We start from the raw sequence: 12,190 nt of genomic DNA, 5'->3' as shown, positions 1-12,190 counted from the left end.
GTTCGGGGGTCATGATTGGTTTTCTTTTTTCGATTATTGATTTATTCTGGCGGTCCTGCTGAGCTATTGTTCTGAAAACGCATGATTTCATCACGGAATAATCTTCCGGATGTGGTTGGCCTGCCGAATCTGCTCGGTCAGGCCCTCGTAATCTTCCCGCGCCAGCAGTTCGCGCAGGTGCTGGAGCTGGTGCAAATGCTCATCGAGCACATCGAGCACGTTCAGCCGGTTTTGCCGGAAGATGGGCACCCACATGGCCGGCGAGCTTTTGGCCAGCCGCACCGTGGAGGCAAAGCCGCCGCCCGCCAAATCGAAAATGCGCTGCTCCTCCTTTTCCTTCTCCAGCACCGTGAGCGCCAGCGCAAACGAGGTGATGTGCGAGATGTGCGACACGTACGCCGTGTGCAAGTCGTGCGCCGCCGCATCGAGGTACAGCAGCCGCATGGGCAGCGCCTGAAACAGGCTGGTGACCAGGGCCACGGCGTCGGCGTCGCTGTGCCCGGCATCGCACAGCACCACGGTTTTGCCATCGAAAAGGCCCTGCATGGCGGCGTCCGGCCCCGAGTATTCGGTACCGGCCATGGGGTGCACCGCCACGAAGCGCCCCCGGCGCGGGTGCCCGGCCACGGCGGCCAGCAGCGCCCCCTTGGTCGAGCCCACGTCGATGACGACCTGGTGGGGCTCGATGGCATCGAGCACGGCGGGCAGCACCATGAGCATGGCATCCATTGGCACGGCCACCACCACCAACTCGGCCCGGCGCACCGCTGCGGCCAGGTCGGTTTCAATCGCATCGACCAGGCCCAGCTCCAGCGCCCGGCGGGCGTGCGCGGCACTTTCTTCTACGCCCACAACCTGTTGCGCCAGCCCGCGCTGCCGCAGGCTCAGCGCCAGCGAGCCGCCAATCAGGCCCAGGCCGATGATGGTAACGTTCATAAGGATATGTGGATTGGTGGGTGATTCATCTGTCATCCTGAGCGGAGCGAAGGACCTTATTATTACGGCTGAACTATAGGCTGTAATTCATTCGGCGCAGGCGTGATAAGGTCCTTCGCTCCGCTCAGGACGACAGCCGCACCCTGCACCCGCGCCAGCGCCTCGTGCAGCAGCGCTTCCGGCTGGCACAGGCTGGCCCGGATGTAGCCGTTGCCATTGCTGCCAAAAATGCCGCCTGGCGTGAGAAAAACCCGCGCCTCGGCCAGCACGGCGTCGCTCAGGGCGTAGCCATCGGCGTAGCCGGCCGGCACCGCCGCCCAGATGAACAGGCCCACCTGCCCCGGCGCGGGGGCGCAGCCCAGGGCACACAGCAGGCGCACCACCAGCTCGCGCCGGGCGCGGTAAGTGGCATTCAATTCCTGAAACCACGCTTCGCCCAGCGCCAGCGCGGCCACGGCAGCCTGCTGCACCGGCAGAAACATGCCCGAATCCATGTTGCTTTTGAAGCGCAAAACGTCGGCAATGACATCGGCGCGGCCGGCCAGCAGCCCCACGCGCCAGCCCGCCATGTTGTGGCTCTTGCTGAGTGAGTTCAGCTCAATGGCTACTTCGCGGGCGCCGGGCACGGCCAGCAGGCTCACGGGCGGCGTTTCGTTCAGGATGAAGCCATACGGGTTGTCGTGCACCAGTAGGATGTTGTGGGCCTTGGCAAACGCCACGAGGCGCGTGAGAAAGGCCAAATCCACGGCCGTGCCGGTGGGCATGTGCGGGTAGTTCACCAGCATGAGCTTCACCCGCGAAAGGTCGGTGGCGGCCAGCGCTTCCAAGTCGGGCAGCCAGCCGGAGGCAGCGGTCAGGTCGTACTCGCGCACCTCGGCCCCGCAGATTTCGGCCACGGCCCGATAAGTTGGGTAGCCGGGGTTGGGGATGAGCACGGCGCCGCCGGCCTCCAGAAACGTCATCCCGATGTGCATCAAGCCTTCTTTCGAGCCCAGCAAAGGCAGGATTTCGGTAGCCGGGTCCAGCGCCACACCGTAGTGGCGCTGGTAGAATTCGGCCATGGCCCCGCGCAGGGCCGGCGTGCCCTGGTAGCTCTGGTAGCCGTGCGCGCCGGGCTGCGCAGCCGATTTGGCCAGGGCATCAATCACGCTGGGGTGCGGCGGCAAATCGGGGCTGCCAATGCCCAGGCTGATGATGTTGGCCCCGGCCGCATTGAGGGCCGCCAGCTCGCGCAGCTTGCGGGAGAAGTAGTATTCGCCGGTATGGGCGAGGCGGCTGGCTAGTGGGATTTGCATGGTGGTCGGTTAATTGAAGGGGGGCGAAACTCCCTTCCTTGGCAAGGAGGGGCTGTTTTCGCGCCAGCGAAAACGGGGGTGGTTGTGGCGTTGAGCTTCGTTGCTGAGCATTAAAGGGCCGGCGCTGGATTCGTTCGGGTGTTGTGCAACGGTTCAACCACCCCAGCCGGCGCGTTGCGCCGGCATCCCCTCCTTGGTAAGGAGGGGAGTTTCGTTCATACTGCCTCGTTGGTAGGCGCCCAGCACCCGCAACTCCTCGGTCACTTCTTCCAAATCGGTCAGCAGCGCTTCCAATTGACCAATTACGTCGAACTCTACATCGGCATGGAAGCCGTAGTGCCAGGGCTGGCTGGGCCGGGGACACGATTGCAGCTTGCTCAGGTTCAGGCCGTGCGCGGCCACGCGGGTGAGCACGGCGGCCAGACTGCCGGGCGCATGCGGCGCATAGAAATAGAGCGAGGCTTTATCGGCCAGCGGGTTGGGCTGGGCCGTTTCCGCACGCTCCAGCACCAGGAAGCGCGTGTAGTTGTGGGGGTCGTCGTGAATGGAGGGGGCCAGGATTTCGAGGCCAAACTGCGCGGCGGCCTGGGCCCCGGCCACCACGGCCACGCCGGGCGTGCGGTTTTGGGCCAGGAGCTGGGCGCTGTGGCCGGTGTCGTCGGTTTCGACCAGCTCCCAGTGGGGGTAGCGGTCCAGGAATTCGCCGCACTGGCGCAGGGCCATGGGGTGCGAATGCACCGCCTGGATATCGGCCAGCGTGGCGCCGGGCAAGCTCATCAGGTGCTGGTGAATGGGCAGGTACACCTCGCCGGTCACGCGCACGGCGTGGCGCTCCAGCAGCAGGTAGTTGGGCAGGATGCTGCCGGCCAGCGAGTTTTCCATGGCCATGAGTCCGGCGTCTGCCGTGCCGGCCACAACGTGCGCCACCACCGCGCCGAAGGTGGCACAGGCCAGCAAGGCCGGCTGCGGGCCAAAGAACTGGCGGGCGGCTACTTCGTGGAAGCTTCCCTGGAAACCCTGAATGGAAACGTGCTGGGGCATGGTGTTAGATTGGGTAGGCAATAAAAAAAGGGCCTCCGTTGTGCGGTGGCCCTGGGTTGCTGGTAGCAGTGTGGTGGTCAACACTGGCAACAAAGGGCCGGCTGCTTCTGATAAAAGAAGAACTGACGGTAACAGGTAAAAAAGGCGTGGTGCAGGGTGGTCATCGAAGAAACCGGACATTAAAAAAGCGCCTCCCGAAGAACGAGCGGCGCTGGAGATGCTTGAGGGTTAGCTACAAACGGCGGCTCGTTCTACGCGGTGGCGTAGAAGTAATAAAAGCCAAAAAAGTAGCGGGTCTGAAGCATGAGTTGCGGGGTTTGCGGCTGCAAGGTAGGCAACGTTGCGAGAAAAGCAAATTTTCGGAGGGTTCGTTTGAAAACTTTTAGAACGGTCCTGCTGAGCGCAGCCGAAGCATCTCGCCCGCTAATAGGTAATCAGTGACTCCTGCAGCAGATATGCTTCGGCTGCGCTCAGCAGGACCGTTCTTATGGCTCACTGCGGCCTTTCCGGCATAACCCAAACGGCCGAAAACCGGTTTACAGGGCTTCGTAACTCCTCTTTTGCCATTATGCCTAAGCTATTTGAACCCCTTGCCCTGCGCGGCGTCACGCTAAAAAACCGCATTGTGGTGTCGCCCATGTGCCAATACAGCGCCGTGGACGGCTTTGCCACCGACTGGCACCTCGTGCACCTGGGCAGCCGGGCCGTGGGAGGCGCGGCCCTCATCCTTCAGGAAGCCACCGCCGTGTCGCCCGAAGGCCGCATCAGCCCCGAAGACCTTGGCATCTGGAAAGACGAGCACCTGCCCATGCTGCGCCGCATCAACGAGTTTATTGCGGCGCAGGGCTGCGTGCCTGGGGTGCAGCTGGCCCACGCCGGCCGCAAAGCCAGCACCTTTAGCCCCTGGACAGGCGCGGGCGAAATTCCGGCAAGTGCGGGCGGCTGGCCGGTGGTAGGCCCCAGCGAGGTAGCATTTGCCGATAACTACCCCCGGCCCGCAGCCCTGGACCTGGCCGGAATTCAGAAGGTCATTGCCGACTTCCGCGCAGCGGCCCAACGGGCACTGGCGGCCGGCTACCAGGTCATTGAGCTGCACGCGGCCCACGGCTACCTGCTGCACGAGTTTCTGTCGCCGCTGAGCAACCAGCGCACCGATGCATACGGCGGCAGCTTCGAAAACCGCACCCGGCTGCTGCTGGAAGTGGTGGCCGCCACCCGCGAAGCGTGGCCGGCCGAGCTTCCGCTGTTCGTGCGCCTGTCGGCCACCGACTGGACCGACGGCGGCTGGACCGCCGATGAATCGGTGCAATTGGCCGCCATGCTCAGGACCCGGGGCGTCAATTTGATTGATTGCTCAACGGGTGGCAACGTGCCCAAGGCGCCCATCCCCGTGGGCCCCGGCTACCAGGTGCAGTTTGCCGAGCGCATCAAGGCTGAAACCGGGATTTTGACTGGCGCAGTAGGGCTCATCACTACTCCGGCCGAGGCCGAGCGCATCGTGACCGACGGCCAGGCCGACTTGGTGCTGCTGGCCCGCGAGTTTCTGCGCGAGCCGTACTTTCCGCTGTTCGCGGCCCAAGATTTGGGCGTGGAGGTGCCGTGGCCGGCGCAGTACGAGCGCGCCAAACCGCGCGTGCCCGCAACCCAGCGGCGCGAACTGTAGCGCGAACTTTGTAGTTCGCGTCCCTGCGCCGTCTGGGTATTGTTCCGGTACGCGAACTACAAATTTCGCGCTACTTTGGCCGTGACCAGCAACTGGCCCAAGTGGCGCGTGGTGTGCTCGGCTGCGTGCACCAGCACGCCAATGAGGGTAGACGGCACCTGCGCCCGGCCCACGCCGCGCACTTCGGTCAGGCGGGTTTCATCGGTAGTTTTTAGCTGATTCAGGGCCAAATCGACTCCATGGTTGAAGCGCTGCACCAGTTTCATCACTGTATCTGCCTCGATGGGCAGCGGCGGGTTTTCGGCGTAAAAATCGGCAAATTGTGCTTCCGACAACGTTTCCTGCCGGGCGTAGGTCAGCAGGCGGTCGAGCACGCCGGCCAGGTGCTGCAGGTGAAAGCCCACCGACGCCACGCCCGCCGGCCGCTCGTTGAGCAGCGCGGGCGGGAAATCCTGCATGGCGGCGTTCAATTCGTCGCGGGCTTGCAACAGGGCATGGGCCACGGGCTGCAGCAGCGGCGGCACGCCGGGCACGGGGCCGCGCAGCCAGACTTCGAGGGGTTGGGGAGTGGACATTGGCGAAGAACTTGGAAACTACGGGGGTATAAGAAGTGTATTAACAGCCGGTTGTTCGGCGGAGGCGGTGCCTTCGGCCGTACTTTTGCGATTATGCCCCATATCAACAACGCGCTGCGCGCCGCCGCCGACCAGTTCGGCACCCCGCTTTACGTTTACGACGCCTCTAGCATTACGCGCCAATACCAGAAACTAAAATCGGCCTTTTCGGGCCATAAAACGCGGTTTTTCTACGCTTGCAAGGCCTTAAGCAACGTGGCCATTCTGCGCCACATCCACAGCCTGGGCTCGGGCCTCGACTGCGTGAGCATCAACGAGGTGCGGCTGGGGCTGCACGCGGGGTTTCTGCCGGAGAACATTCTCTTCACGCCCAACAGCGTGACGTTTGAGGAGCTGGTGGAAGCCAAGGATTTGGGCGTCAACCTGAACATCGACAACATCTCGCTGCTGGAACGGTTCGGGGCCACGTTTGGCGGCTCGTACCCGGTGTGCGTCCGCCTGAACCCGCACATTGAGGCGGGCGGCAACTACAAGATTCAAACCGGCCACATCGACTCCAAATTCGGCATCAGCATCCACCAGATGCGCCACCTGGAGCGCGTGGTGAAGGGCACCGGCCTGCACGTGAAGGGCCTGCACATGCACACCGGCTCCGAAATTAAGGACGTGGGCGTGTTCCTGCGCTCGCTGGAAATCCTATTCGATGCCGCCGGCCGCTTCCCCGAGCTGGATTTCCTGGACCTGGGCTCGGGCTTCAAAGTGCCCTACAAGCCCGGCGACCCCGAAACCGACGTCACCACGCTGGGCCAGCAGGTGGCTGAGGCGTTCCAGGCTTTTGAGAAAGACTACGGCCGGCCGCTGGAGTGCTGGTTTGAGCCGGGCAAATACCTGGTGAGCGAAAGCGGCTACCTGCTGGTGAACGTGGCCGTGGTGAAGCAAACCACCGCTACCGTGTTTGCGGGCGTGAATTCGGGCTTCAACCACCTCATCCGGCCCATGTTCTACGACAGCTACCACCACATCAGCAACCTGACCAACCCCAAGGGTTCGGAGCGGCTGTACACGGTGGTGGGCAACATTTGCGAGACGGACACCTTCGCCTGGGACCGGCTGCTGCCCGAAATCCACGAAAACGACCTGCTGGCTTTCCACAACGCCGGCGCCTACGGCTTCGAGATGAGCAGCAGCTTCAACTCCCGCACCCGCCCCGCCGAAGTGCTGCTGACGGAAAACGGCGAATTGCGCCTCATCCGCAAGCGCCAGACGTTTGAGGATTTGCTGGCCGGCCAGGTGGACGTGGTGGCGGAAACGCCGGCAGCTACGTCGATTTAGAAAGAACAGTCATGCCGAGCGCAGCCGAGGCATCTTGCTTATGGTAGTAATCCTATTGAATGGGTTTACTATTGCGAGCGAGATGCCTCGGCTGCGCTCGGCATGACGTTCCGCTTTTGTGGGCGTACCTCTTTCTACTGCTGCTCCTGCAGCCACGCCACCGCCGCTGCTTCCGCCTCGAAGGTGCGGTAGACATGTGGCAAGCCCCGCGAGGCCATCATGAACTGATTGGTGGCCAAGCGGGCAAACACGTTGTGCGCTACCAAGATGGCGCCGTAGCGGTAGCCGTGCTCGCTCACGGCGCGGGGCAGCCATTCGTTGGTCATCCAGTCCTGTTCGCTGGGGCTGAAGGGCGCCATTTCGCGCTGGTCGACCAGCATTTTGTTCCATTGGCGGCGGCTCATGGCCTGCGCCGCGTGCGTGAGCAAGGACCGGAACTGCACGGCCTCGCGGGCACCAGCACCGTATTCCAGCCGCAGGTAGCCTTCCGGCTCTTCCCAAATGCGGCCGCTGCTGTTTTCGAAATAAAGGGCGCGACTGGATTTAACCATCAATAAAAAAGCGGGGGCCACCAACGGTGCGCCGAATAAGCCCGCACGCCTCAACCGGCAACCCCCGGTTGAGGTTATTCCGTGCGCGCATGTTTTTTTGTCCCGTTGCTTATGCCTCTTCCTCCTTGGGCGCTTCGCCCCGGAAAGCGTCCATTTTGGCCACGGCGGGCAGCTTCACCGGCTTGTTTTCGCGGGCCGACTGGTAGATGGCTTCCATGATGCGCTGGTCCTGCAGGCCCTCTTCGCCGGGCGTGTAGGGCGTTTTGTTCTGGCGCACGCACTCGGCCATGTGGTCCATTTCGAGGGCAAACTGGTCTTTGCCGGGGTCGTTGGGCGTTTCCTTCAGCTGCTTGCCGCCGGGGGCGTGAATGCGCTCCTGGTGCAGGCCGTGGTAAGGGAACGCCGGGTCCATCCGGAGGCTGCCGGTTTCGGCGTACACCGTGTAGCTCTTGTTATTGAAGGAGCCGTAGCCCGTCATGCACTGCGAAATCACGCCGCTCGGAAAGCGCAGCGTAAAGCTCACGTTCTCTTCGATTTCCTTGAACCGGTCGTCGCCCGGCGTGCTGTAAATCTGGGCCGAGACTTCGGTCGGCTCTTCGCCCAGCAGAAAGCGCGTGGTGTTGAGGCAGTACAGGCCCACATCGGGCAGGGAACCGCCGCCGGCCAGGGCTTTTTTGTGGCGCCACTGCTGGTCGTGGGCCTGGTTCTGGCAGTTCATCATCTGAATCATCTTGGTGGCGCCGTAGGTTTTGTCGCGCACCGCTTTTTGGGCCATCCGGTTCAGCGGCTCGTACTGAATGCGGTAGGCAATCATGAGCTTTTTGCCGGCTTTTTTGCAGGCCTCAATCATTTCCTCGCACTCCTTGGCCGAGTTAGCCATGGGCTTTTCGCAGAGGATGTGCTTGCCGGCCTTCGCGCCCCGAATGGTGAATTCGTGGTGCATGGAGTTGGGCAGCACAATGTAAATCACCTCCACTTCGGGGTTGTCTTTGAGCTTATCGTAGGTCTGGTACGAATAGCAGCTGCTGGCCTTGATGCCGTATTGCTGAGCCACTTTGGCCATTTTATCCGCGTCGCCGCTCACCAGGGCCACCGGCCTGGCGTGCCTGCACTTGCCAAAAGCCGGCAAAATCTCGTTCAGCGTGAGGTGGCCCAGGCCCACCAGGGCGTAGCCCACGCGGCGGTCGGGCGCATCGGGGTTGAAAGGGTCGGCGCCTTTGGGGTCGGTGGGGGCTTCCAGGGGCGGCAGTTTGATGTCGAGCGGGCCGCCCACGGGCAGCACGGCCCCGGCAGCTGGGTGGGCTTTGGCGGCGGCTACGGGCAGGGCGCTGGCCACGCCCACGGCCAGCAGCCCGCGGCCGGCGTGGTTGATGAACTGGCGGCGCGAGGTGTCGCAGCCCGATGCCGCGGCAGAAGTTTCGTGAACGTCCGGGGCAGCAGTATTTTCCTGAAACATGAAGGTCGGCTAAGGATGGAAAGGTGAAATCGGCAGGGATTTTTTCCTTACGTGCCCAATACGCCTCCGAGTTGTCGGCCAGCGCGGCCCACCCACTGGCCACGCCCACGCGCCGACCGCCCTCAACCCACAAATTACCAGTACATTTATAGCCCCGCATGGGGGATTAATTGTTTTTGGCTGTATGGCGAAGGTCTTTATCCGCGCATTTTTTCCGGTTCTTTTTGGTGTGCTGGCTACCGGCTTCGCCCCCGCTCAGGCCCAGACGGTCACGCCCATTGGCACCATTCAGGGCACGGGCGTGCTGGCCACCTCGGGCAATTACACCATCGAGGGCGTGGTGACGGCCGTGTACCCTGGCCTGAGTCCGGCCGGTTTCTACGTGCAAAACGATGCGGCCGACGCCGATGGCAACCCCGCCACTTCCGATGCCCTGTTTGTGGTGCAAACCAACCCCACGGTGGTGCCCGGCAACAAAGTGCGCATCAGCGGCGCAGTTCTGGAAAGTGCCAGTTCGCCCTCGAACAACCAGGCCGTGCTCACCAGTCCGGTTGTCACGGTGCTGGCGGCCAGCAGCGCCCTGCCCGCGTTCAGCACGCTGAACAACGCGACGTTTTCGGTGGTGACCGATGCCGAAGCCGTTGAAGGCATGCTGGTGCAATTTTTGGCCGCCGTCACGGTATCGGACGTGGCCACGCTGAAGTCGCGCGGCGAGCTGGACATTTCCCTGCGCGGCCTCGTGTACCAGCCCACGCAGTTTGTAGACCCCAACGACGACCCCGCCAGCGGCACCAGCAGCAGCGGCACCACCAACGTGCCCGCCGTGAACGCCTACGCCGCCGCCAACGTGGCCAAGTCGCTGCTGCTCGACGATGGCCGGGTTACGGTGAACCCCACGCCCATCCCCTACCTTGACGCCACCACCGGCACCGTGCGCGTGGGCAGCACCATTGCCGGCCTGCGCGGCATCATGGGGTACGCCAGCAGCAGTTGGCGCATTCAGCCGCTGCCGGGCGCCAATGCACCAGTCGTGACCACCGTGCGCCCGCCGGTGCCCACTTTTGGCCCCCTTGATGTGAAGATTGCCAGTATGAACGTGCTGAACTTCTTCAACGGCGACGGCGCGGGCGGCGGCTTCCCCACCTCGCGCGGGGCCCTCACCCTGGCCGATTTTCAGCGCCAGCGCAGCAAAATTCTCGCCGCCCTCACCCAGATGAATGCCGACGTGTTTGGCCTGATGGAGGTGGAAAACGACGGCACCCGGCCCGTTTCGGCCATCCAGGATTTGGTGAACGGGCTGAACCAGGCCTTTGGCGCGGGCACCTATGCCTTTGTCAACGACGGCGGCCTATTCTCGCAGCCCAACGACACCGACCTCATTCACTGCGCCATTATCTACAAGCCCGCCGTGCTCACGCCGTATGGCCCGGCCCTGCTGGCTACCGTCACGGGCATCTTTGAGCGGCCGCCGCTGGCCCAGTTGTTCACGACCAACAACACGGCCGTGCGCGACACCTTTGCCCTGGTGGTCAACCACCTGAAATCGAAAGCCAGCGGCACCGGCGCCAACGCCGACCAGGGCGACGGCCAGGGCGCATCCAACCTGCGTCGTAAAAATCAAGCCGATGCACTGGTCCAGTTCATCAACAACACGGTGAAGCCCGCCGGCACCCGCTACGTGGTAAGCGTGGGCGACTACAACGCCAACTACGAGGAAGACCCCATGGACATTCTGCGGGCCGCCGGCTTTGTGCTGGGCAGCCCGGCCAGCAGCGCTTCCTACCTTTTCAATGGCCTGAGCGGCAGCCTCGACCACGCCGTGCTCACGCCCAACCTGGTGGGCCACGCCGCCGTGGAAAAGTGGCACATCAATGCCGCCGAGCCGGAATTTCTGGAGTACGACATCGCCGGGGCCGCTACCGATGTAAACAGCCCGTTCCGCTCTTCCGACCACGACCCCATCCTCATTGGCCTGAACTTTACCAGCACGGTCACGGCGGCTTCCCGCCCCGCTGCCAGTGCTCAACTGGAGGTCTTTCCCAACCCGGCCCCGGGCGCGTTCAACCTCCGCATCACCGGCCTGGGTGCGCAGCCCCTCACCCTGGAGGTGCTGTCGCCGATGGGCCAGCGCGTGCTGACGCTGCATGGCACGGCCACTGACTTACAGACGGAAATTGGGCGGCGCACGGCCGCGCTGGCCGCCGGCACCTACGTGCTTCGGCTGAGCGGCGCCGATTTCAGCCAAGTGCAGCGGGTAGTGAAGCTATAGGCTACTGTGGGACCCTTTGAATGGCGGTCCTGCTGAGCGCAGTCGAAGCATCACTCCCGCTTTGTTGATTTAGAGCAGATTCGGGGTCGGTGTACCGTAGCGCGAACTGTGCAGTTCGTGCCCCCCGCGCCAGTCGCTTCGATAAGATGATGCGGGGACGCGAACTACACAGTTCGCGCTACTTCCAGCGCCTGTATACCGACTCCGAAACCGCTGCAATTGGATTACTTGTGCAGTAGAGATGCTTCGACTGCGCTCAGCATGACGTTCTTTGTTCGACAAAGATTCTGCTTATGAAGCCCCGCCGCAAGCCTGCTACCCTGCGCAAACCCACGCGCTTTCCCGAAGAAAACGTTGTGGAGCGCTGGGATGCCCGCCACCTGCTGGGCCAGCTCGAATTCGACGAATACCACTTCATCAACTGCGAGTTTGGGGAAGCGGACTTGAGCCGGCTGCGCTTCACCGACTGCCGCTTTGAGCGCTGCAACCTGTCGGCGGCCAAGCTGGCGGGCACGGCCCTGCAGAACGTGGCCTTTGACGAATGCAAGCTGCTGGGCCTGCAATTCACGGCCTGCCGCGACATGCTGTTTGGCGTGCATTTCGACCAGTGCCAGTTGCGCTATGCTTCCTTTGCGGGGCGCACCATGCCGGCTACGCGCTTCATGGATTGCAACCTGGAAGAAGCCGATTTTGCCGATGCCGACCTCTCGCAGGCCGTGTTCCAAGACTGCATACTGGCGGGAGCTGTGTTTCAGAATACCCGTCTGGTGGGGGCCGATTTCACCAGTGCCTCCGGCTTCGTCATCGACCCCGAAACCAACCCGCTGGCGGGGGCCCGCTTCACCTTGCACGGGCTGCTGGGAGTGGTGGCCAAGTTTGGGTTGATAGTTGAATAATGTATATACCTTAATTAAATAATAAACTGAAGCATAAAAAGCCTTGAACACGGTTGTAGGCAGCGAACTGGACAAAAAAGTTGGCGCCAAAAACTCCGGAATCGAATCCGGCTGTTAGATTGCGGTAGAATTCCCATCTAGCCCCGAAATAAGCGGCCTGTTCACTGGGCTGCTTT

10 protein-coding genes are annotated in these 12,190 nt (G+C 62.7%); 4 read left to right on the top strand and 6 right to left on the bottom strand.

Annotation, left to right across the window (positions count from 1 at the left end; genetic code table 11):
• Nucleotides 1-90: 90 nt before the first annotated feature.
• The 3 genes from JKL48_RS05545 to JKL48_RS05535 form a co-directional block, all read right to left on the bottom strand.
• Complete coding sequence (locus tag JKL48_RS05545; protein WP_201979684.1) at nt 91-936, bottom strand: prephenate dehydrogenase; 846 nt, start codon at nt 934-936, stop codon at nt 91-93.
• A gap of 62 nt (nt 937-998) precedes the next feature.
• Nucleotides 999-2,231 (bottom strand): pyridoxal phosphate-dependent aminotransferase, encoded by a 1,233-nt coding sequence (locus JKL48_RS05540; RefSeq protein ID WP_201979682.1) that lies wholly within the window; start codon nt 2,229-2,231, stop codon nt 999-1,001.
• A 153-nt stretch (nt 2,232-2,384) separates the two neighbouring features.
• Nucleotides 2,385-3,272, bottom strand: a complete 888-nt coding sequence (locus JKL48_RS05535) for a prephenate dehydratase (protein ID WP_201979670.1) — start codon at nt 3,270-3,272, stop codon at nt 2,385-2,387.
• Between the two features lie 568 nt (nt 3,273-3,840).
• Between JKL48_RS05535 and JKL48_RS05530 the strand changes: the two genes are divergently transcribed.
• Nucleotides 3,841-4,935 carry an NADH:flavin oxidoreductase/NADH oxidase gene (locus JKL48_RS05530; RefSeq protein WP_201979668.1) on the top strand — a complete coding sequence of 365 codons (1,095 nt, stop codon included), beginning with the start codon at nt 3,841-3,843 and terminating at the stop codon, nt 4,933-4,935.
• A gap of 56 nt (nt 4,936-4,991) precedes the next feature.
• On the opposite strand, the gene JKL48_RS05525 is transcribed toward JKL48_RS05530, so the two are convergent.
• Nucleotides 4,992-5,510: a DinB family protein gene (locus JKL48_RS05525; RefSeq protein WP_201979666.1), complete on the bottom strand. Its 519-nt coding sequence runs from the start codon at nt 5,508-5,510 to the stop codon at nt 4,992-4,994.
• A 93-nt stretch (nt 5,511-5,603) separates the two neighbouring features.
• On the opposite strand from JKL48_RS05525, the gene lysA reads away from it, so the two are divergent.
• The gene (gene lysA, locus JKL48_RS05520) at nt 5,604-6,842 is read left to right on the top strand and encodes a diaminopimelate decarboxylase (RefSeq protein ID WP_201979664.1); all 1,239 of its coding nucleotides are present in this window, start codon (nt 5,604-5,606) and stop codon (nt 6,840-6,842) included.
• A gap of 134 nt (nt 6,843-6,976) precedes the next feature.
• Here lysA and JKL48_RS05515 read toward each other — a convergent pair whose 3' ends face one another.
• Together JKL48_RS05515 and JKL48_RS05510 are read right to left on the bottom strand one after the other, a co-directional pair.
• Entirely contained in the window at nt 6,977-7,393 is a 417-nt protein-coding gene (locus JKL48_RS05515) for a hypothetical protein (protein ID WP_201979655.1), read from the bottom strand.
• Nucleotides 7,394-7,502: 109 nt separating this feature from the next.
• Nucleotides 7,503-8,849 (bottom strand): Gfo/Idh/MocA family protein, encoded by a 1,347-nt coding sequence (locus JKL48_RS05510; RefSeq protein WP_201979652.1) that lies wholly within the window; start codon nt 8,847-8,849, stop codon nt 7,503-7,505.
• 184 nt (nt 8,850-9,033) lie between these two features.
• On the opposite strand from JKL48_RS05510, the gene JKL48_RS05505 reads away from it, so the two are divergent.
• Together JKL48_RS05505 and JKL48_RS05500 are read left to right on the top strand one after the other, a co-directional pair.
• Nucleotides 9,034-11,118 (top strand): ExeM/NucH family extracellular endonuclease, encoded by a 2,085-nt coding sequence (locus JKL48_RS05505; protein ID WP_201979649.1) that lies wholly within the window; start codon nt 9,034-9,036, stop codon nt 11,116-11,118.
• Nucleotides 11,119-11,411: 293 nt separating this feature from the next.
• Complete coding sequence (locus tag JKL48_RS05500; RefSeq protein WP_201979647.1) at nt 11,412-12,014, top strand: pentapeptide repeat-containing protein; 603 nt, start codon at nt 11,412-11,414, stop codon at nt 12,012-12,014.
• Nucleotides 12,015-12,190 lie beyond the last annotated feature (176 nt).

It is taken from the genome of Hymenobacter rubidus, from assembly GCF_016734815.1.
In the GTDB taxonomy this organism is placed as follows: domain Bacteria; phylum Bacteroidota; class Bacteroidia; order Cytophagales; family Hymenobacteraceae; genus Hymenobacter; species Hymenobacter rubidus.
This window is presented reverse-complemented; position numbering and strand designations above follow the sequence as displayed.